Below are 20,591 nucleotides of genomic sequence, written 5' to 3'. Positions count from 1 at the left end.
ACGCTCCGCCAGATTCCCGCGCAAGCGCGGGAATTGAATTCCGCAAGCGGAATTCTAAAAGCGTGGCTATTCGCGCAAGCGCGAATAGCGGGGAGTCCCGCAAGCGGGACTCCCGAAGCTGGCTACGAGGGGGGTGCATCACGCTCGTGCCTGTGTAGGACTTGGGAATCTCAGCCAGCACCTCCGCAACGGAAGTGACGGTCCGGCGGCCTGACGGGGTGCCGTGCCGCCGCAGTGCCGGGCTCCGCTGCGCTCCACCCGAATCCCTCCCCCACCCTCGAAACCGGCCGCTCACGTTCACTAGTACCCCGCCAGCATACCCTATGAACCGTGCGCTTGAGGTGGGATTTAGCCAAGTATCAGCCTCTGGGGAGAAGCTGTCGACTGAGTGATGCATCACGGATGCTGACTGTGTAGAGTCTGGGGCAGACAACACCACCCCGGCAGCCACTCATCGCGCCGGACTCTCATTTCTATTACGCGCCGCATTCCGCGAAAAGGAGAACACGGGAATGGCCGTCAAACTGTTTCCTCACCAGATTGAGGCGGTAGCCGCTATCGTGCGCGGCCTTGATATCCCGCCGGGCGGCATTCCCTGGAATGGTCTGCGTGGGCAGGTGCACGCCGCATGCGGGACGGGAAAGACCATCATCGCGGCGGCCTCCGCGAAGCGGATTGTGCCCAAGGGCCGCATTCTCGTGGTGGTGCCGACCCTGGATCTCCTGGCGCAGACGGTGAAGGCGTGGAGCGGGGCCGGGCACAAGGGGCCGGCGGTCATGGTGTGCTCGCCGTTGGACGATCCGGAGCTGTTCCACTTGGGGGTGCGGTCCACCACGAACCCCGTGCAGCTGGCGCTGTGGCACTCCGCGGGGCCGGTGACCATCTACGCCACCTACGCGTCCTTGGGCGTGCTGGTGGAGGCGTTCGAGGGCGCCTACGGGCAGAAGCTTGCGCCGGTGGACCTGGCGGTGGTGGATGAGGCGCACCGGAGCAGTGGGTCGATGGGGAAGGCGTGGGCGGACATCCACGACCAGACGAAGATCCCGGCGCACCGCCGGCTGTATATGACGGCGACGCCGCGGATCTGGGAGGAGCGGCTGGACCGCGAGGTCGCCGAGGGGGTGCGTGACCCGCTGCCGCGCGAGATGGCGGCCTCCATGGACGACGAGAAGGTCTTCGGGCCGGTCCTCTACACGCTCTCGTTGGCGTCGGCGGTCTCGCGGAAGCTGCTGGCGCGGTACCAGATCATCGTCCTGGAGCTCCAGGACCCGGTGGTGACGCCCGAGCGGCTGATGGGCGAGGAGCGGCACACCGAGGAGGTCCGCGGGCAGCGCCTGGGCGCCCTCCAGGCCGCGCTGCTGCACACGATGGAGCAGCACAACCTCCAGACCTGCATCACCTTCCACCACCGGACCATAGAGGCCGCGGCGTACGCGGAGGGCCTTCAGCGGGTGGCCAAGCGGCTGCACGCCGACCAGCCCGAGAGGTGCCCCTCCGAGATCTGGGCGGACTGGCTGTGCGGCGAGCACGTCCCGGAGCGTCGGCGGGAGGTGCTGGGCAAGTTCGGGACCACCGCCCGGCGGGCGGTGCTTTCCAACTGCCGCGTTCTCGGAGAGGGCGTGGACATCCGGGCTGTGGACTCCGTAGCGCTGCTGGACCCCAAGGGCGCTCCGCACGACATCGTGCAGGCGATCGGTCGCGCGCTGCGGCAGAAGCCCGGTGAAGGAAAGCTCGCCTCTCTGATCGTGCCGGTATTCCTTCAGCCCGATGAGCAGCCGGAAGATATGTTTACGTCGGGTTCGTATAAACCGTTGGTGAAGGTATTGGAAGGTCTGCGGGCTCACGATGAAGAGGCCGTGGAATTGCTGGCGATCCCGCAGGAGCCTCAGAAGGACGTCGCTCAGCCCTCCGAATACATCGGTGCCGCGCCCGGTGATAACGAGGAAGAAACGCGGCTGCTGCTCCGTTTCGCGGCTCCGCGTGATCCGGTGATGGTCGCCAACTGGGTCAGCTTCAACGTGATCGACACCGAGCGGCAGGACTGGGCGCGCGGCTGGGCGAAGCTCAAGGACTTCGTCGAGCGTGAGGGCCACGCCCGGGTGCCGTACGAGCACAAGGAGGGCGCGTTCCCGCTGGGGCAGTGGGTCGCGGAGCAGCGACGGGCGTACGGGGCGGGGCAGATGAACGGCCGGCGCGCGACGCGGCTGGAGAAGCTGGGCATGGCCTGGGCGGCGGCCGATGCACGATTCCAGGAAAACCTGGCGGCGGCCCGCGTGTACTACCAGGAGCACTGGACGCTGTGCGCTCCGAGGTCGGCGGCGGCGCTGGACAAGCCCGTGGGGCAGTGGTTGAGCAACCTGCGCCGTCCGGGTGCGCTGGAGGGTCGCCCGGAGTGGGAGGCCGCGCTCTTGGCCGTGGACGAGGACTGGAACCCGTCGTGGCCAGCGGAGTGGCAGCGGCACTACGCCGCGCTGCGCCAGCTGGTGCGTGACGAGGAAGTCCCGGCAGAGATCCTGCCCGGCTTCACCGTGCACGGAATGGACATCGGGAAGTGGCTGGCCCGGCAGCGGAAGCCCGAGGTGTGGGCGACCCTGGCCGACGGGCAGCGCGAACGCCTTGAGGCCGTCGGCGTCACCCCGCTCGCCGCTCCAGCCCCGGTGGAGCCGGAGGTGTCTGCGGAGCCCTGCACGGCGCCCGTGAGCGCCTTCGAGCGGGGCGTTACGGCCCTGGCGCAGTACAAGGCCCGTACGGACTCGGTGAAGGTCCCCAGGAGCCATGTAGAGGCGTTGCCGGACGGGACGGAGGTCAAGCTCGGGGTGTTCCTCAGCAACACCAAGACCAGACGCGCCAAGCTGACCGTCGACAAGTTGACTGCGCTCGCCAGCCTCGGACTGGAGTGGGCGGAGTCGTGAGTGCAGGCGTGGGCGGGTTCGCTGGTGCCGCCCACGCCGCCAGTCAGGAAACGTTGTCGAGGGTCACGAAGCCTGCATCCCGGTAGTGTCAGTCGTAGTCCTCGCGCGGTCGGTGTATTGCTTTAGGTGGCGGCGGATTCCGCCAGCGGCGTCTGCTCGCCTTGCTTCTCGGACGCCAGAGTGTGCAGGGTGATGATCTCGCCGCAGATGATGTACGTATTCAGCGCACAGAGATTAGCGATCCTGACCGCAACCTCCGCGTGCACTGCCTTGTTCGTCATCTTGTCGATGGCACTGAACCGCTCGTACAGGCCAGCAAGGATGGCTGTGATGAGCGCCTGCTCGGAGTCGCTGCTGACCGTCTGCTTGATGAACGCGGACAAGCGATTGCGGTGTTTCGAGTCGTCGAGGATCACCCCGTCCGCAGAAGGCTCGTCGCGGGCAGGGAACACGTGGTCAACGACAGCTTTCAGGATGCGGCGGCACGTTGTGATCGCCTGGGACAATTCTTCAGTGACATTGCGCTCGGGTGCGCTGTCGGCTGCCTCCTGGAGGCGCCGGTAGACGGCGCTGAACTGCTGGAGCAGATCCGGCACACCATGGGCAAGGAGCGCATCAACCTTGACACGGTAGCCGCCGAAAATGGACTCGTTGATGGTGCCGTAGTCGAGGCGACGTTCCCAGGAGCACAAGAGAGCGAACGTCAGGTGCCGGGTGCGGGCAAGGATCTGCTTTGTCCGCACCCGTGTGGCCAAATCCTTCTCGTAGTCGACCCTCTCGCCACTCTCTTTGATCCATTCAAGTTCCTTGGACCAGAACTCGAGCTGAGCAAGCGAATGACTGTCGATGTTTTCGCTGCCCTCGATTTTTCGATCATTCATCCACGCCTTGAGAGCTTGCTCTGCGGGCCCCGTCATCGACCCCCAGGTCGATGGATCTTCCATGAGCATGCGGGAGATCTCACCATTCGTCTCGCGGTCCCCACCCATGGTTTTGAGGTCGAGCGCAAGTCGGATCGCGTACTTGGTGTCGCCCACCAAGTTCGCGATGCGCACAGCACGGCGGACTGATACTTCCAAGTCTGTGTCGTCGAACTCGTCCAGCGCCTTCCGGACGAGCCGCAAAATGTGATCGTTTGTTGCCATGACGGAAGCTTAGACATACCGGCGCTGTAGCCCCACTGCATTGCACAGGTTCCACCCGAGGCCAGCCACATCGGTGTCAGGGCCCACACGCACTGGGGCCGCGATGCCCGGGGGGTCTGATCCGCGAGCATTGCACTGGCGTGCGTGTAGGCCCTGGGATCTTCGGGGTGTTCCCCCGGCCGATAGTGGGTCCGGCACGGAGGGCGCGGACGACCCCCGACGTGGATTCGGACCCAGTCGGAATCTGCGGCTTCTACCCGCCGAAGACTGTGCTGTACGCCTGCTGACCTTGCTGGATGGTCGTAGTCAGGGCGGCCGACGCGGCTCCGATCTGGGTCAGCTGGCCCATAACGGTGTCGTACGCGGTGCGGAGGCGTCCGGGCTGGGCGGTATCGCTGTCGGCCTCCTCTCCGAGGAGTTCGGCATCGTGGATGAGTTCGGCCTGCTGTGCAGGTTCAAGGCCGTAGGTCGGGGCGAGCTGTTGGACTAGGGCCGCGAACTCGCGCATGGCGGTGGGGTCGAACGCGTTGTTGTGGTTGTGCTGCTCGACCTTGGCCTGGGAACCGGCGACCACGTTGGTGCCGGTGATGCTGTAGTAGTCGCCAGGGCGGGTGCGGTTGAGGTAGTCGCTCACGGTCGCTCCAGAAAGTGCGCAGTCGATGCCGTCGAGAGTGATGGCGACGGTTTTGGGCTGGGTGCCGGCGTCGATGACGAGTCCGGGGTTCGTCAGGCGCGCCAGCGCGTAGTCGAGCTCAGTTTCCGACAAAGCGCTGCCGGCGAAGTACGACTCATTGGTCTCCAGGAAGGCGGCCGGGTCCGTGGGGCGCTGGTCGTGCGCGGTGGCGTAGAGCCAGCGCAGGAAGCCATCCGTGGCGTAGCGGTGACGGGCGGCGGGTGCGCTGCGTAGTTGGGAGAGCCGCCGCAGTTCTACGCGTCCGTCGCTGGTGATCCTGTGGGAGTCGGGGGAGCCGAAGGAGCCCATGGAGTCGATCAGGCCGTCCCGCTCGAGCTCGGCGGCAAGGACCGCAACGTCTTCCAAAGGCGTGCCGGAGTGCTCGGCGTAGTCGGCTCGTTTTCCGAACTGACGTTCAGACAACTCACCGAGCCAGATCAGGTAGCGGACCAGCTGTGGGTCCTGCTCGATGCCCACACCCAGGCCGGTGGCCCCAGCGGAGGCAGTGAAGCTGCTGCCGCCCAGAGGCACAGTGATCGGGTACTTCTTGAAGGCCCGCCCGTAGGCCTTGTTGATCTCCTTCACGTGCTTCTCGATCGCGCGCTGATCGATCTTGGTGCCAGCCATTTCGCCCCCTTCACGACGTACTGGCTAAAGCGTAATAGGGGGTACCGACACCAAGCGTTCTGATCTGAGCGTTGGTCCAGCCGAAGTGCCGCCCGCACGGCAGGCCCGTCCAGGTGCTCCGCAGCAGCAGTAAGGCGATCGAGACCGGGCGCACCGCCGTGGACGAAGGTGCTCTCACCGAGGACGGCGCCGTGGGGGCCGTCGTCATCAATGCCGCCCGCGAGGGCGTGTGGGCGTGCTACTTCGACGACGGCACGTGCCGGAGGAGATCACCCTGCCCGAGGGCCTGCAGAACGTCCCGGCCCCCGGCGAGGAAGGGCATAATGACTGGCTGTATCGGTGGGAGCAGCACATCACTCGCCTGCTCTGAGAAGGCCGACCGCGGTCACCGGTCACAGCTCTTGGGCCCGGCCCTCCGATCGGAGGGCCGGGCCCAAGAGCTGTGCAGGCGGTGTCTCAGCGGGCCTCGGTGTTCCCTTGCGGCCGCACCACCCTGGTCTCCACGGGCTTGGTGTCGTTCCTCTTGTCGGTCCCGATCAGCGCGGGGTCGGTGTAGATGTCGACGATGTCCTGCTGAGGCGCCGGGGCCGGGGTGGGGGCGGGAGAAGCCGGTGCGGGCGAAGGCTGACCAGCCCCCTGGTTCTGTCCGTTGCTCATGGGCTCAAGTGTGCAGCAGCAGTGCGACAGTCGATAGGCCAAGACCGACGATCAGCGACCCGAGGCTCACCGACCAGTACCTGGCCTTCTTCTGGTGGCGGCGCTGGTTTTCCTCGAAGAGCGACGCCCGAGACGAGGCGAGCCGGATCAGGGCCAGCTCTCTGGACAAGCGGGCGTAGCTGACGACCAGGTGTCGTGGTTCCAGGTCCTTGTACTCAGCCACCCGGAACGTCTGCACCCCAGCCAGCAGGGAGATCGCGTAGGCGGCGAAGGCGCAGTAGGCGAGGACGTCGTGGTGCTTGTGCGTCGCCAGGAACTGCGCGGCGGTGGCTGCGAACCCGATCAGGAACACCGCCTTGGTATCAATCTTCGCCAGCGACTCCGACTGGCGCGTCAGACGAGAGGCCGCCTCGGTGTTGAGGAGTTCCAGTGTTTCCTTCTGCGCCTCGAGTTCAGCCGGTGTCATCGTCATGCCGAGAGCCTAGGAGGCAGGGCCAGAAGGGCCGCAGCCTGCTCTACGGATCGGGTCGGCCGGCGGAACGACTCACGTGCCATCGGGCTCCTCCGCGCGGCGGACCTCGCACTGATCGAGCAGTCGGGCGAAGTAGCTGTAGGCGGCCAGCTGCTCCATGCCCTCCTGCTCGGTCAGCTCATCGCGGGTGTGCGTCGCGACGTTCCTGACCGTGAGGTCCTCGGGGAACGCCGGCCATCGGCCTGGGTCCTGGCGAAGGTCCGCGAGGCGCGGGGCCCGGCCCGGGGCGTGCTGCACCCGCCGGACTGCGAAGAGGCACCCGAGGGCGCGCCGCTGCTCGATGCCCAGCGGGCCCTGGACGACGCGGAGAACCCGAGGACGCAGCTGTGCACCCTGTGCGGGTGCGCTCAGGAGCTAACGCCCCTGCTGAACGGCTTCGACCACATCACCGACTCCTGACCCGCCGTGGTTTCAGGAGTCGGTCTCGATGGTGACGGGGACCTCCAGCGGCACAGTCCAATCGCTGCCCTTGGACCTGGCGGTGATGCTCAGGCGCACCGGCTCGTTCGCGTAGTCGCGGTGCCAGACGTCCGTGGTGGTCGTCGACCAGGACGGTGGGGTGGTGGGGGTCAGGCCGTATCGCGTCCACTCGCCGATCGCCAGCTGTTGCGGGGCGACCGTCCGGCCGGTGTCGTCGCGGCCGTCCGCGCTGAACTTCCACGGCCCCCAGATGTGGGCACGGACCTCTTCGGGAGTCGGAGCGCCGGCGAGCTGGGGCCCGTCGCCTCGGTGTGGGTTGTCGTTGCGCAGAGACGCGGTGATCTCGATGGTGCCGTGGGACAGCAAGCCGGGCGGGCCTTCGAGGTGGACCCGCAGCATGGCGGTGGAGCGGGCCTCGTTGGCCACGACCGTGCAGCGGAAGTGCGGGGTGAGATCGGCGTGCAGGCGCTGCTGCTCGATCCGGGACAGGGTCTGCGCGGCCCCGTTGGCGTTGCGCGCGGCTCTCCAGGAGCCGAGGGCGGCAACGGCAGCGACGACCGCGACGGCCAGAGCCAGGGCCGCGATCGTGTCGGTGGTGGTCATGAGGCAGGACGCTATCGCCACCACCCGTCACAGGTCAGCGCCCTGGAGAGATGGCCATCAGCGGGGGACATCGTCCAAGGTGGGGCGATGAGCGCACTGCGACCCGGTGACATCACCGACGAGATGATCCAGGCCATGGACGCGGCCAAGCGGCAGGGACTGCAGAAGGAAAGGATCTGCGCGCCCTTGCCGCCAACATCCGCGCCGACGCCGAAGGCCGGTACGACAGCGCGGAGCCCGGGTGGCGGGCCGGAGTCGAGTGGACGCTGCTGTGGATCGAGAACACCGCCGCCCAGCTGACCGAGGGCACCCCGGGCGCCGGGGCCGGCAGCCGGGGTCAGGGCGTGTCGCCGGAGTAGTAGAAGCGACAGCTGACGCCGGGGCCGGATGTGCGCGATTCGCCGGGCCGCGGGTCGTACAGCGCCCGGCCGCCAGGCCACCGTCCCAACTCGGTCATCAGGGCGGCACCGTCGTCTATCTCTTCCGGCCGCCAGCCCGTGATGTCGAGCAGCAGCCCGTCCAGCGGCCCCCCGACCAGGGCCGCGTACGTCTGGTGTGGCAGCGGGCCCGGGTTGGGGTCTTCGTGGTCGCAGCCGTACACCCGGCCGCGCAGCAGCTGCTCGTCATCGGCGTTCATCCAACCAGCCTCCCAGCCACAGCCGACAGCGGAAGGCCGGCGGCGACCGATAGTCCGGCCTCGCCCGCCCTGCGGGAGGGGCCGGATGTCCCCTCCCGCAGGGCGGGCGTCAGGCGCAGGGCAGACGATCGGAGGCGGGCCAGTCGATGCACACCCCGCGGCGGATCAGCGCGGTGATGTTGTCGACCTGGCACATGGGCGGCTGTTCCTGGGTGAAGCGGCGCAGCGCCCGGTACACGCCGTCGCGCAGTTGGCCGTTGGTCATCATGGGTGCCCGCTCCTGCAGTTCGTCGAGGAGCCGCCCGGCGCGGGCCGCACGGGACAGCGCGGCGTCGGCGAGCGGCCCTTCGGCGAAGCCGTTGCGTATGTACAGGCCGGGCTCGATGAAGGTCATGGTGACGGTCCTCTCCGCCCGGCCCTGCTGGTCTCCGGGTTGGAGACGCGGTCGCGGGACCGGGCGGGCGGGAACGTAGAGCACCGAGTTCGTTAGCGTCGCGTCCTGCGCCTACCGGCGACGGCCGAACAGGCCGCGGCCCTTCTTCGCCTCCGCTTCGGCCGCCTCCCTCGCGGCTTCCTCCGCCTCACGGCGCGCGACGCGCTCCGCCTCCACACGGTCGGCGGCCTCCTTCGCGCACGGCCCGCACAGCCGGTCCCACTCGCCGGGCCACGAGGACCGCGTGGTCTCCCGCCAGCGCTCATCGGTGAACTTCTCCCCGCAGCGCGTGCACACCGGCCGCTGCGCCTCCCGCTGCGCGGCCTCGCGCTCCGCCTGGCGCCGCCGGGCCGCTTGGAGCTGAACCCGGTACAGCCGCTCGCCGTCGGGGTTGTCCAGGGCCTCGGGCAGCGTCTGCCACTCATCGCGCCCGAGCCTGCGCCACACCGGGCCCGCGGCCCCGGCCGGGTCGGCGGTGATCCGCTCCAGCTCGGTGACGACCACGGGCACCGCCTGGTGACAGTCGACCGCCGTGTAGCCCTCACCCGGGTGCGGGGTGCTGGCGAAGTAGCGGCGGGCGGTCTGCTCCAGGCGTTGCATCCGGCTCTCGCGCTGCGCGGCGGTCTTGCCCGTGAACACGAACGCCACCGGCACGTACCCCTCCCGGCCGGTCGCCGGGTAGATCCGCGACCACAGCCGGAAGTCGTGCACCGCCGCGCCCCGCCGCCGGGCCGCCCTCTCCTGGTCCGCATCGGCCTTCGGCCCGGGGCCGCTTGCCACAACGCCCACCCGGGTTCAGGCCTCTCCCGGGTGCGGTGGCGCAATCGACTGAAAGGCAGCCTCCCGCCAACCGCTACAGCGGCGGGATGGAGGGAGCCGGGCCCTCCGTCCCGCCGCTGCGCAGTCAGGCCGGCGCTGGCGGGCCCTCTACCGGCGGCGCCCGTCATTGTTCTTGGGTACTTGCGCGGAGGGCGGGAGCGCCAGGTCGAGGAGGGTTTTGAGGGTTTGGTGGTCGAGTCCGCTGTCGAGGGTGAGGGAGCGTCGTAGGAGGTCTCCGACGTCCTTGGGGTCAAGGCCGAAGCGCAGGCGGGCGTCCAGGCAGATCTCGCCGAAGAGTGCGGGGGCGAGTTGGGGTTCGCGCAGGATGTACCAGTCAATGAGGTGCACGACGTCGCCCCTGATGTCGCCCAGGAGGACGTTCTTGGGTGCGTCGTTGCCTTCCATGTCGCGGGCGAGTCCTCCGAGGACCGCTTCGACGATGGTGGTGCGCACGGCTGTGAGGGGGATGAAGCCGTCGGTACCGTCGTTGATGGCGACTGCGGGCCACCAGGCCAGGTCAGCTGCCTGTTCCTCGTGGGTCGTGCTGCTGCCGCGGGTGAAGAGGCGGTTCTTCTTGGGTTCTTCAGCGTCTTCGAGGCTGTCGGCGATGATTTTGGTGAGGCGGTTGTGGTCGTCGACCAGGCCCCGGGGCTGGTCGGTGCCGAACGTCGTCGTGGCGGACAGCAGTTTCCTCGGGCCGTGGGTTCGGTGGTACTGCTCGGCCCAGTCACCGGCGACCGGTCGGGACCACCGCGGTCCCTCGGCCGTCTCGATCTGGGGCGGGGGCAGGTCCTTGCGCCCGTACTTCGGGTGCGGCAGGTCCTCCAGCTCAAGTTCTGCGATGCGGGCCAGGCCGGCGCGGTCGACGAGACTAGCGGGGTCGAGTTCCGGTGCCGCGAGATCGACGGTGCACTGGTCGAGCGGCAGGGAACCGGGCTTGCGGTGGGAGGCCCACAGCGCGAGATGCTCACGCCAGTGGGGCAGCGGTTCCTCAGGGGCGGTGAAGTCGGCGATCTTCGCGATCCGCGCAGTGTGTGGCGTCGCCGGGCGGGCCAGGACGTCGACAGCCGTGACGGTGACAGCGTCCGCCACCGGACGGGCCTGGTACCCCTCATAGGCGCGGTCCACGATCTGCTGGGGCCGGTACCAGCAGTCCCCGTCCCACCAGTAGCCGCCATGCCGGTAGAGGAACCCGTTGCGGCCGTACATCCATTCGTGGTGCAGGCTGCCCAGGTCTGTGTCACGGATCAGGAGAACGGTCCGCCCGTGCTGGGGGTGCTGGTGGACCGCCCAGGCGTAGTCACGGTTCTTCGTCTCGGTGGTGAACGCCACCCATCCCCCGCCGCGCAGTCGATCCGTGCGCCCCCACAGCCCCTCGCCCTGGTTACGGCCGGTCCGCTCGATCGCGTCGGGATTGTCCAGAAGCAACCGCTCGTCGTTGATGAACGGCAGTCCGGGAACCGGGTGATCAGTACGCAACCCGTTGGCAACCGGTTGGATCATGCTCACGAAAGTGCCTTCCTTCTACGGCTCTCGACCCACCAGGGCGGACAACGCCCCCGGCACGCCTGCTCCACCCCACGGCACCGACTCCTTGCCGTGCCCCCCACGGGACGCGGCTGAGTGAGGAGAACGCGCCGCCTGCTACTCCGATTCTGACGGCACCGCCCGAGCTCGTCTGCGGAATCACCGAACGCGATCTCCCCTGTTCCGGCCACCCCCTTGCGCGTTGCAACACTTCCGGTGTCGGAAATCTCCAGCACGTACAGCTCGGAGGCGACGGCTGTTTCGTCGTCGGTGTGGCGGTCGGACGTGCCGATGGGGAGGAACCCGGCTTTGACCAGCAGGCGGTCGGCGGCGTCGTGGGCGGAGGTGCTGAGGGCTTCTTCCAGAGCCGCGCAGCAGGGCGGTTGGGCGGAGGCCGTGACGATGCCTGATCCGTCCGAGTGATCAGGTGCCATGGCTGCGGGTTCTCGGTGGGGAGCGCCTCTAGCGTGCGGCCATGGAAGACACCCAGATGCCTGAGCCGCTGCGGCAGGCGGTTCACCAGCTCGTCTCTGAAGTGGTCATGAACTGCCAGGAGGTGCTGCGCTACACCGAGCCGGACCTCGCACGCGACTGGAAGCGGATGACGCTGATCCGTGCCACGGATGCCTCCGACACGATGGACATGGCGTCCATGCTGATCGCCGCGTACTGCCAGCGCACCGGCATGGCCCTGGACACCCTCGCGTCGTACCTTCAGCCCCGTCAGCAGCGCAGCCGTGCGACCGGCCCAAGGGATTCGGACCGGCACCAGGTCGCCGGGATGCTCGGTACGCCACTTCCCCCCGAAGGCGACCAGGACGCGCAGAGGCGGTTCTCGATGGGTCAGGGGTACGCGGAAGGCGGCCTGATGTCCGAGCCGGATGAGCAGCGGCTGTTCACCGAGGCGTGTCTGCACGGGCTGCGGGCCCGACTGTGCGACGACGTCGATGCGCTGGAGAGCTACCTGCCGCCTCACGTCGCGGCGCTCGCACGGAAGATCGCTGAGGTGCTGGAGGAACCACAGCCGGCACCCGCCTGACGCCAAAGTCGCACCTCACTGGGTCCGGAGGCGTCATGGGCGAGCGTTTCGGCTCCCAGCCTGCAGTTGCGGAATGACGACGATGGGCTCCCGGTGGCGGGGAAGGTGGGGTGTTGCGCCGCCCGGCAGCCGCCTGCTGCGGACGCTTGTTGGGCACGCACCGCACGTCCCGGCGCGGAAAGGACGGCTTGCCGTCCCCTTTCCTCCAGCATGCCCGCCCGGCCGGGCTCGAGACGCTCTTTGCCCCGGCCGGCATACCCGGGGCGACGGGCGCCGGGCCACAGCCGGCGCTTCGGCCCAGGAACCGGCGCGGCCACGGCGGCTTCGGCCGCGTCCCGTTCACGCTCGTGCTGCTTGGTGCGGGTGCACACGGCGCAGTCGCTCCCCTGCTCACCGCCCGCCGTGTCGCTCACGCCGTCGACGGATGTGGGATAGACGTCGGCCCCGCAGGTCGGGCAACGCGGCGCTCAGCTGTGCACCATGGTCTTGAGGTCGCTAAGCGACAGCTCGTTCCTGCCGCTGTCGGCCGCGCTGCTCTGGGTCCAGTTGAGGATCGCGGGATGTGCGTTCTCGGGCGAATACGAAGTGGCGACGGCCGTGTTCTGGCCGTCGGTTTCGGCGAGCTGGGTGAGGTAGGCGGCCAGGGTGTGCGGGCCTCCGCCGCCGTAGCCGACGCCGTACCCGTGGCCCTCACGCTGCGGGAGGACCGACAGGTCCCCCTTCTCCGACCGCGCCCAGAACAGACTTCGGCCGGTGTGGAAGCTGCCGAAGGTGTCGCCCGGGCGCAGGGCCAGCGGAGCGAATGTCTTGTAGCTCCACTGGTCCGTGCCGCCCTCGCCGCAGTGCTTGAAGTGCTTGCCGACGACGGGCAGCCCGAAGTCGGGGTCGTAGAAGGTCCGGCGGCACACGCAGCCCGAGCCGCTGATCGCCGACGGGCTGCTGGGATCCTCCGTGACGCACGGGTGGAACAGGGCCGGGATATGCGTGGACTCCACGAGCGTGCAGTGCATCGCGTTCGGCTCGCACCGCACCAGCCTGCCCACCCACTCCTGGAAATGCGGTGTCACAGTCTGCTGCGCCTCGATGTCCAGCTCGGCGTTCAGCGACGACGAAGCGATACCCAGGCGCGCCTCGGTGTAGAGGACGAAGTGCATGAAGCCGTTCGTCGGGTCGGTCAGGTTCAGGTCGACGGGCTCGTAGGTCAACGCGATGTTCCTCCCGTGCCGGGTGCCAACGCCCCGATTCTCAGTCCGGGCCGCCGGGCCTCGCGGGTGAAGTCGCCAATCGGCCATCTGCTGGCCGGTCGGTGCCCCTCACCGGTCGGGGCCGACTCCCCGGCCCTGGTCGGTCTGCGCCGTGTGGTGCTGCTGCTGACGGCCCGCGTCAGCGGCCGGAGCCTGCTTCGCCGGGTGCGCGTGCTTCGTCCGGTCCGCCTGCTCTTCGACGGTGCGTCCGTGGGCCTCGGCTGCGCGGGTGAGCGCGGCGATCCGGGCGAGGTTCTGCGGCGAGGTCATCCACGTCGCGGGGTCCGTCGTGCGGCCCTCCAGGTACTCCTGCGGCATCGCGGCCTGCTGGTGGGCGTGGATGGCGGCGGCCCGCTGCGCCGGAGTCTGAGCGGCTTCCCGGCTCGGATGGTCGACGCCGTGCGGCACGGCCTGGTCGTGGTCGTTTGTGGGCGGCGCGGCCGGCGCGGTCGCGGGCGGAGCTTCGCCCCGTGCGGGCGGTGCGGTGAGGGTGGCGCGGATCGCGTTCTGCAGGGCGAGACTGGCGGCCCGGGCCCGCTCGTACCGGCTCGACTCCCGGGGCGGCTTCCCATCGGTGCCCGCGATCCACCAGCGGGTGGGCCAGGCGAAGTCGGCGGTGTAGGACAGCTGGTCCGGGGCCGGGGTCCGCCGGCCCTTCTGGGGCACGGTGAGCTGACGGCCGTAGCGCTCCAGAGCCCGGTCGGCGATGTAGCTGTCGATGCCGGGCACGTAGGCGCGGCCGCGCAGGGTCTCCAGCAGGTGCCGGCGCGCTTCGGCCAGGACGTGGCGGCGGGCGAAGACTCCGCGCACGGTGAAGACGACCGCGGCGACGTCGACCGCGGCGAGCGCGGTGTCCACCCATGGCCCCACCCGGGCCCGGATCGCCGCTCCGGCCGCCTGGCACCGCTGAAGGAGCCCGTCGACGATGCGCTGCCCGAACTTCAGAAGCGCGGAGACACGCCACCACGCGAGCAGCTGGTCCAGCGGGCGCGGCGCCTTCTTGCTCGGGCGGGTCTCCTGCGCCGCCCACCACCCCAGACCGTGGCGGGCTCGCTCGCCGGGCAGCCGGCCGTGCTTCTTCACGTACTCGTCGGTGACGCCCTCGAGGACGTCCTCGATCCTGCGGCGGCGCGTGGAGGACCAGTCGATGAGCGCCTGGTCGACGCCGGCTATCTCCATCACCGGGCGCAGGCCCGGCGTCACCTCCCGGGGCACGGTCGCCAGCCCGAGCGTCTCGCACACCTCGGTGGTCATCTCCAAGGTGTAGAGGGTGTCGGCGGCCACGATGTTCTTGTAGAGCCGGACCGTGTCCAACGCGTACCAGGAGCCGTCCGGGCGCTGCACCCGGTTGGCGATCAGACAGTGCTCATGCAGGAGGGGGAATCCGTTCCTGTTGTCGTAGTGCCAGAACGCCGCGACGACTAGGGCCGGGGCCTTCGTACGTCCCCGGCCGGATGCCCACCGGGTCTGTGTGACCTCGTCCTCCAGCCAGCGAAGGGTCGCGGCGACGGCTCGCTCGTGCGCTTGCTCGATGATCTGGCGCGTCTGTTCATCCCCCAGCGCCCACAGCACGACCAGTGACGCCTGCGGCCGGAACACGAAGTCCAGGGCCAGCAGCGGGGTCTGCTTGCGGTGCTCGATCTCCTCGATCGGCTGACCGAGGACGGTGGCCCGTCGCGCCGTCTCCGCGTCGACGCCGTCGTCCAGGAGCGCGCGCTCCATGCGGTCGGCGTCCGGGTGCCGGCCTTCCCCGAACAACAGCTCCATCTGCCGCTCGGACACCTCCGCGCCCTCGGTGAGCCCGAGCGCGAACAGGCCGCGCCCCAACCACCTCCCAGGCGGGAGCCCGGCCGCCTCCTGGACGTTCTTCAACGACTGGCCGACGGGGCGGTGCCCGTCCCCGAACGCGACGCCGCGCACGTAGTACCGCCAGGCATTCCGTCGCCGCACCTTCGCAACACTGATCACCCCGGCAGCGAACACTGGGTCTGACCTGCGAGAAAGAGCGATTCCGTCGGGCGGGAGGGTTCACCAGAAGTTCATGACCGATCCCGCACAGCGGGCGCCCGCCGACAACACCAGGCCCGCCCAGCGGACGCCCCCGGGGCCATGCAAATGCTGCGCAATGCCTCATCACAAGCGCCTCACTCGCACCGAGAACTGCCAGCAGACGACGTCACAGGCAAGGCTCGTACCTCTACGTACCGCTCCCTCACCCGACGACCGGGACATAGCCGTCTGCGCCACGTCCTGGTCCGGCTGCGCTGACGATCGGCAGCCGGGAAACTCTGAGCGTGTGGCGAGGGGGGCTTGGCAGAATTCGGCGTGTGGGAACAGCACAGCAGACGTCGCGGCAGCACCTCATATCCAAGGTTCTACTCAAAGAGTTCACGATGCCCGAGCCGAAGGGCGGCAGCCGACAGTTGCTCCCGTTCGACCTGCACAACCCCGGACGCGTGCATAAGCGGATGCCAACCAGCCGATGCGGCTGGGTCGAGAACTTCGTCGCCGTCGACTCCCCATCCGTTGAAGCACTGTGGGGCGACGTGGAGAGGCGCGTGCCTGCGGCGCTCGCTGCTGTGCGCGCCGGCCATCCGTTCGCGGACCCGCTTCACGTGGAGGTGCTGCGCGATCTGGTCGTGCTCCACTACGTCCGGTCGCTTCACTACCGCGATGTGCACACCAACTCGATCGATCGGGCCCGCATGCGCCTGATCGCCAAGGTGATCAGGCAGTACCCAGAGCAGCTACGCCTTGAGGCGCTGCGCGAGATGGGCCTGTACCTGTCAGGCCCGGCTGCTCTGGGCGCCTTCGCTGAGCGTCTCATCGAACGGTCCACGATCATGCGCGACCGCGAGAGCGGCAAGCTCTTCCGCACCAGCGTCGAGGACACCTTCCACAAGATGCGGGACCTGGCGTCGACGCGGCGGCTGGAGGTGGTCACGCCCGCGACGGGCCAGTTCCTGATCGGCGACAACCCGGCGCTGACCCTGTGCGTGAAGGAGGGCCGTACGATCTACGGCATGGCGTTCGGTGACGCCCAGACCCTCATACTTCCCATCGGCCCAAAGTGCCTGCTGTCCCTGGGCCCAGAGAACGTCACGCTCACCGTCCCCCAGACCTTCGTAGACCGCCTCAACGCCGTGCAGGTCCGCGCTGCCTACCGTTACGTGTACCTGCACCCCGAGAGCGGCTTGGAGCCGTTCGTGGAACGAGCCGCTCAGGGACGACCGGCCGGGAACCGCACCACATGACAAGCGATCGTCATAGCTGTACTTCCATGATCTGCGGCGGCACGTGGGCCGATGCGTCCGAGCCGACCGGCTGCTTCAAGTCCAGGTAGCAGCCCACCCGTACACCGGGGTCGCCCGCGTTGCGGGTCGTGTGATCTGCTCTCGTTGTAGCCCACCGGTCAGCGAGCAGCGGTTGGAAGGCCAAGTCTGTGGCGTCGTCGGCAGGTGCGACGTCGACGACGACCAGGCCGGCTTACTTCCTGGGACCTCGTTGATGGGATTCATGTACGGGCGCTATGTGACGTTGCGGTGTATTCACCCGACCGATGCGGCGAGTCGTCAGAGGCTGTCGCCGCCCCCCAGTCCCGACGGGCCGGGTCGCCGGAGGTGGGTCGTACGGGGCACGGCCGCCAGTCGCAGAACTGCCCGAGCTCGGTCGTCAGAGGGACGTCGGCCTGGGCTCCGTCGGCCGTCCAGTCGGTGATGTCGAGCAGCAGCACGTCGAGCGTGCCCGGTGACCGCCACGGCTCGTCTGTGAACGCCGCACTGCACTGGGTGCAACGACGCGGACGCTTCCGACCCCTGAGGGGTGACGGTGACGTCGATTTCGAGCTGGGAGGCGGTGATGGCCCGCTGGTGTGTGGTCTTGATCATGGACTCTATGCAGGTAACGTGCCGAGTCCTTGCTATCCGCGTGGACGTTAGTAAAGTTCCGCCATGGCTTCTCCTCCCGCTCACGACCGCGAGAAGGTCGTCTCCAAGCTGCCCGGGTGGCTGCGCCAGGAACTCAAGATCCGAGCAGCTCAGCTGGGGATTGAGATCCAGGCAGCCGTCGAGCAGGGCATCCTCCACTGGTCTGCCCTGGCTTCGTCTCCGAGTTCGGTGGACACCGCCGGTGCTGACTCCTTCTCAACCTGGCTTCCGCCGGGCCAGTGGGATGACTTCAAGGCCACGGCTGCCACTCGCCAGGTCTCGCTGACTCAGGGCTTGGCACAGGCAGTGCAGGTCTGGCTGGAAGCCAACCCGACGCCGGCGGTGAAGCGACCTGATGTTCCCAGGCGCCTGATCGTGTGCAATCAGAAGGGCGGCGTCGGAAAGACGGCCATCACCGCGGGTGTCGGTGAGGCACTCGCCGAGTCCTCCGACAGCCTCTACCCCGTACGCATCTCACGGCACTTCGCTGCGGCTCTCAAGCAAGAGGAGCCTGCTGTGAGGGAACTTCCCGGCATCGGTCTGCGCGTCCTGCTCGTCGACTTCGATCCGCAGAGCCACCTGACCAAGCAACTCGGACTCGAACCCCTGTCCATGGAAGGTGACAGCCTCACCAAGCACATGGCCGGCGAGCCGGTGGGGAAGCTGGCCGACTTGATAGTGCCTGTCGAATCCGACAGGTTCGGTGACCGGCTCTACCTGCTCCCCAGCTGCAACGACGCCTTCCTCCTGGACGTGAAGCTCGCCGGTGTCCGTGCCCGCGAAGCGGCCCTCGAGCGCGCCCTGGCATCCGTGGAAGGCGACTTCGACGTCGTGCTCGTCGACTGCCCCCCAAGCCTGGGGCTCAGCATGGACGCCGCCGTGCACTACGGCCGCCGCCGTGACGGCGAAGCCGTCGGCCAGTCCGGCGTCCTCATCGTCGTCCAAGCCGAGGACAGCTCGGCCGATGCCTACGACCTGCTCACCACTCAGATCGAGGACCTCCGCACCGACCTCGCTCTCGAACTCGACTACCTCGGCATCGTCGTCAACCACTACGACTCCAGACGCGGCTTCATCGCCACTTCCTCCCTCCGCGCCTGGATGGACATAAGAGATCCCAAGGTCGTCGGCCTCATCGGAGACCTCAAGGAACAGAAGGAAGCCGTCCGGCTGAAGGAACCGCTCCTGGACTACGCCCCACGCTGCGACCAGGCACTCGGTATCCGCGCGCTCGCCCGGGAGATCTCATGAGCAAGGCCGACAAGCTCAAGGCGAGCGCTTCCTTCGGTCAGGCCCGATCGGTCAGCGCGCGACGAGCCGCGATCGGAGCCGCCACAGGTGCACCGACGCTCGGTGTCCCGGCCCCCAACAAGGCGCCGCTCAAGACCCTCGCCCCCAACCCGTTCAACCCCCGTGACGAGCTCACCGACATCGAGGAGACCGCTGCCTCGCTGGTCGAACGCGGGCAGATCCAGCCGGTCGCGGTGGTACACCGGACGGCCTTCCTCTCCGTGCACCCCGGCCATGAGGACGGCCTCGGCGACGCGGAGTACGTCGTCATCGACGGCAACCGGCGGCTGGCCGCCGCAACGAAGGCCGGCCTCGAAGAGCTCCGGATCGACATCAACGACGATCTGGCAGCAAGCGCTGCGGACCTGCTGGAGAGCGCGCTCATCGCCAACATCCACCGCGTGGACGTACCACCGCTGGACCAGGCCAAGGCCATTCAGGAGCTCGTCAGCGTCCACGGCTCGCAAAGCCAGGTCGCCAAGCGGCTGGGGAAGACACCTGCATGGGTCTCGCAACGGTTGGCTCTCCTACAGCTCACCCCTGAACTGCAGGAGAAGGTCGAGACGGGCGACTTGAAGGTCGAGCCTGCCCGCCGTATCGGGCGCCTGCCGAAGGACCAGCAAGCCGCCGCTGCTCACGAAGCCCGCACCGCTGCAAGGCCCCCTCAGCAGCGCTCACGCCGGACGCTGGCCGAAGGACCAGACACGGAGACCATTAACGGCGTTAACGCTCCGGGCGCCGAAGCCACCTCGGACGCTGCACCAGCCGGAAGCGTTAACGCCGTTAACGCCACGAGGAGCGAAACAGGCACAGGCAGCTCGCCCACGCACAGCGTTAACGGCGTTAACGCTGACAGGACTGCCCCTGGTGCGGGACAGCACTTCTCTGTGCCCTGCTCCTCGCCCCAGCAAGTGGCCGACGCGCTGGAGAAGCACCTCTCGCCTCAGGACCTGGCTGCTGTCGCTGAGCTGTTGCTGGACCGGGTTGGCGGGGCTCCAGGCTGAAGATTTCCGACTGCGCCTGAAATGCAGAAAGGGCCCCGTCCACGTCATCACGACGCGGGCGGGGCCCTGCCCTGTGTCTCTGTGCCGCACCAGCAAGGGGGAGCCAGTGCTGGCGGCAGGGCCTTGCCGCCCTGCCGGACCTCGATCTCGACAGGGCCGCAGTCGTCTCACGCTCGTCCCCCTCGACGGCATCGGTCAGGAGCGCGGCGACGTCAGTCTCGTACGGGACGGGGTAGCCCTCGTGGTCGCTGATGACGAACGGTGCACACTTTGCGGTGACCGTGAACGGGGGGACGACGGTGGAACGGACGGGTAGCTGATCGTCCCAATCCGCACCTGCCTCTTTGCGGAGTGGGTCAGGGTGTGTGGTCGATGCCTGTATTGGCTCGGCTGCCAGCCCCCGAAGCAGTCGCATCGCCCGTGTTCTCGGCCAAGGCCTGGCCGATGTCGGCGCCCTGCGGGCGAAGCACCCCACTGGAGGCCACCCCGCCCGCACTCGCGTGGGCACGTCCGGTGTGACGGGCATGACCAGCTGGCCTCTGCGCGTCGTGAGAGTGGGTCCACCACGCCCACACCAGGGCAGCTACTCCCATGGCTGCCTGGATCACCGCGCCGACGGCCTGTCCAGGGCCAGGCCCGTCCAGTAGCCAAACCACCGGTGTCGCCGCTGCCACAAGTACACCGCCGACTGCGACCGCAACCCGTGCTGCTCTCGTCATAGCTTGTCTACCTCCTCGTTCAGCGCTGCAATGGCGGCCTCCCTCCGGTCGTCACTCCGGAAAGGGCCCCATCCGCGTCGGATGAGCTGTGCCTCGCGGCCACCGCTGCTTGAGGTCACTCCTGACCAAAGTGCTCACGCAGCGCCTCTACGGCCTTCAGGGCAGCATTCACAGCCTGCCTCACTTGCGTCGACTCCTCAGCATCCACAGCGGCCGAAAGGGCAGCGATGGCCTCAAGGTCGCTGTGCCAACCGAACGCCAGCGTCCACGCGATCCCAGCCCTGACCAGTTCGCTGGAGTCTTCCCCAAGCCGACCCACAAGGACTGGAACGCACTCGTCCCCTCCCGAGACTGCCCACATCCGCAACGCATCAAGTCTCACCT

Annotated in this window: 21 protein-coding genes; 7 read left to right on the top strand and 14 right to left on the bottom strand. The window is 68.3% G+C overall.

Features of this window, described 5'->3' with window-relative positions:
- Positions 1 to 512 precede the first annotated feature (512 nt).
- The gene (locus tag IF129_RS25810) at positions 513 to 2,912 is read left to right on the top strand and encodes a DEAD/DEAH box helicase (protein WP_191212256.1); all 2,400 of its coding nucleotides are present in this window, start codon (positions 513 to 515) and stop codon (positions 2,910 to 2,912) included.
- 122 nt (positions 2,913 to 3,034) lie between these two features.
- On the opposite strand, the gene IF129_RS25805 is transcribed toward IF129_RS25810, so the two are convergent.
- A complete protein-coding gene (locus IF129_RS25805) occupies positions 3,035 to 4,057 on the bottom strand; it encodes a hypothetical protein (protein WP_191212255.1) in 1,023 nt (340 codons plus the stop codon).
- Positions 4,058 to 4,310: 253 nt separating this feature from the next.
- On the bottom strand, positions 4,311 to 5,357 hold the full coding sequence (locus tag IF129_RS25800) for a hypothetical protein (RefSeq protein ID WP_191212254.1): 1,047 nt from the start codon (positions 5,355 to 5,357) through the stop codon (positions 4,311 to 4,313).
- 235 nt (positions 5,358 to 5,592) lie between these two features.
- On the opposite strand from IF129_RS25800, the gene IF129_RS26845 reads away from it, so the two are divergent.
- Complete coding sequence (locus tag IF129_RS26845) at positions 5,593 to 5,727, top strand: hypothetical protein (protein WP_263576283.1); 135 nt, start codon at positions 5,593 to 5,595, stop codon at positions 5,725 to 5,727.
- 86 nt (positions 5,728 to 5,813) lie between these two features.
- On the opposite strand, the gene IF129_RS25790 is transcribed toward IF129_RS26845, so the two are convergent.
- The 3 genes from IF129_RS25790 to IF129_RS25780 form a co-directional block, all read right to left on the bottom strand.
- Entirely contained in the window at positions 5,814 to 6,014 is a 201-nt protein-coding gene (locus IF129_RS25790) for a hypothetical protein (protein WP_191212253.1), read from the bottom strand.
- Positions 6,015 to 6,018: 4 nt separating this feature from the next.
- A complete protein-coding gene (locus IF129_RS25785; protein ID WP_224755605.1) occupies positions 6,019 to 6,486 on the bottom strand; it encodes a hypothetical protein in 468 nt (155 codons plus the stop codon).
- Positions 6,487 to 6,558: 72 nt separating this feature from the next.
- Positions 6,559 to 6,783 carry a hypothetical protein gene (locus IF129_RS25780; protein WP_191212260.1) on the bottom strand — a complete coding sequence of 75 codons (225 nt, stop codon included), beginning with the start codon at positions 6,781 to 6,783 and terminating at the stop codon, positions 6,559 to 6,561.
- Here IF129_RS25780 and IF129_RS25775 point away from each other — a divergent pair.
- Positions 6,775 to 6,945, top strand: a complete 171-nt coding sequence (locus IF129_RS25775; protein WP_381481522.1) for a DUF6233 domain-containing protein — start codon at positions 6,775 to 6,777, stop codon at positions 6,943 to 6,945. The genes IF129_RS25780 and IF129_RS25775 overlap by 9 nt on opposite strands.
- A 12-nt stretch (positions 6,946 to 6,957) precedes the next feature.
- Here the strand turns inward: IF129_RS25775 and IF129_RS25770 are convergent, their stop codons facing one another.
- The 5 genes from IF129_RS25770 to IF129_RS25750 form a co-directional block, all read right to left on the bottom strand.
- Positions 6,958 to 7,569, bottom strand: a complete 612-nt coding sequence (locus tag IF129_RS25770) for a hypothetical protein (protein ID WP_191212252.1) — start codon at positions 7,567 to 7,569, stop codon at positions 6,958 to 6,960.
- Positions 7,570 to 7,906: 337 nt separating this feature from the next.
- On the bottom strand, positions 7,907 to 8,206 hold the full coding sequence (locus tag IF129_RS25765) for a hypothetical protein (protein WP_191212251.1): 300 nt from the start codon (positions 8,204 to 8,206) through the stop codon (positions 7,907 to 7,909).
- A 109-nt stretch (positions 8,207 to 8,315) separates the two neighbouring features.
- On the bottom strand, positions 8,316 to 8,600 hold the full coding sequence (locus IF129_RS25760) for a hypothetical protein (protein ID WP_191212250.1): 285 nt from the start codon (positions 8,598 to 8,600) through the stop codon (positions 8,316 to 8,318).
- Between the two features lie 111 nt (positions 8,601 to 8,711).
- Complete coding sequence (locus IF129_RS25755; RefSeq protein WP_224755604.1) at positions 8,712 to 9,419, bottom strand: hypothetical protein; 708 nt, start codon at positions 9,417 to 9,419, stop codon at positions 8,712 to 8,714.
- Positions 9,420 to 9,566: 147 nt separating this feature from the next.
- Positions 9,567 to 10,961, bottom strand: coding sequence for a hypothetical protein (locus IF129_RS25750; protein WP_224755603.1), 1,395 nt, complete (start codon positions 10,959 to 10,961; stop codon positions 9,567 to 9,569).
- Positions 10,962 to 11,460: 499 nt separating this feature from the next.
- Between IF129_RS25750 and IF129_RS25745 the strand changes: the two genes are divergently transcribed.
- Positions 11,461 to 12,024, top strand: coding sequence for a hypothetical protein (locus tag IF129_RS25745; RefSeq protein WP_224755602.1), 564 nt, complete (start codon positions 11,461 to 11,463; stop codon positions 12,022 to 12,024).
- Between the two features lie 467 nt (positions 12,025 to 12,491).
- On the opposite strand, the gene IF129_RS25740 is transcribed toward IF129_RS25745, so the two are convergent.
- Both IF129_RS25740 and mobF read right to left on the bottom strand, forming a co-directional pair.
- Positions 12,492 to 13,229 (bottom strand): hypothetical protein, encoded by a 738-nt coding sequence (locus tag IF129_RS25740; RefSeq protein WP_224755601.1) that lies wholly within the window; start codon positions 13,227 to 13,229, stop codon positions 12,492 to 12,494.
- 108 nt (positions 13,230 to 13,337) lie between these two features.
- Positions 13,338 to 15,218 (bottom strand): MobF family relaxase, encoded by a 1,881-nt coding sequence (gene mobF / locus IF129_RS25735; RefSeq protein ID WP_318153945.1) that lies wholly within the window; start codon positions 15,216 to 15,218, stop codon positions 13,338 to 13,340.
- A 344-nt stretch (positions 15,219 to 15,562) separates the two neighbouring features.
- On the opposite strand from mobF, the gene IF129_RS25730 reads away from it, so the two are divergent.
- Complete coding sequence (locus tag IF129_RS25730; RefSeq protein ID WP_318153944.1) at positions 15,563 to 16,522, top strand: DUF4238 domain-containing protein; 960 nt, start codon at positions 15,563 to 15,565, stop codon at positions 16,520 to 16,522.
- Positions 16,523 to 16,532: 10 nt separating this feature from the next.
- Here IF129_RS25730 and IF129_RS26625 read toward each other — a convergent pair whose 3' ends face one another.
- Positions 16,533 to 16,706, bottom strand: coding sequence for a DUF6207 family protein (locus IF129_RS26625; RefSeq protein ID WP_381481528.1), 174 nt, complete (start codon positions 16,704 to 16,706; stop codon positions 16,533 to 16,535).
- 512 nt (positions 16,707 to 17,218) lie between these two features.
- Between IF129_RS26625 and IF129_RS25725 the strand changes: the two genes are divergently transcribed.
- Together IF129_RS25725 and IF129_RS25720 are read left to right on the top strand one after the other, a co-directional pair.
- Entirely contained in the window at positions 17,219 to 18,445 is a 1,227-nt protein-coding gene (locus IF129_RS25725) for a ParA family protein (RefSeq protein ID WP_191212246.1), read from the top strand.
- Positions 18,442 to 19,488, top strand: a complete 1,047-nt coding sequence (locus tag IF129_RS25720) for a ParB/RepB/Spo0J family partition protein (RefSeq protein ID WP_191212245.1) — start codon at positions 18,442 to 18,444, stop codon at positions 19,486 to 19,488. Before IF129_RS25725 ends, IF129_RS25720 begins: the two co-directional genes overlap by 4 nt.
- A gap of 834 nt (positions 19,489 to 20,322) precedes the next feature.
- Here the strand turns inward: IF129_RS25720 and IF129_RS25715 are convergent.
- The coding region (locus IF129_RS25715) for a HEAT repeat domain-containing protein (RefSeq protein ID WP_191212244.1) at positions 20,323 to 20,591 on the bottom strand (269 nt) is incomplete at its 5' end.

The sequence above is a fragment of the Streptomyces chumphonensis genome, from assembly GCF_014779715.1.
GTDB lineage: Bacteria > Actinomycetota > Actinomycetes > Streptomycetales > Streptomycetaceae > Streptomyces > Streptomyces chumphonensis.
Note: the sequence above shows the minus strand (reverse complement) of the source record. Positions and strands in the feature narration are given on the sequence as shown.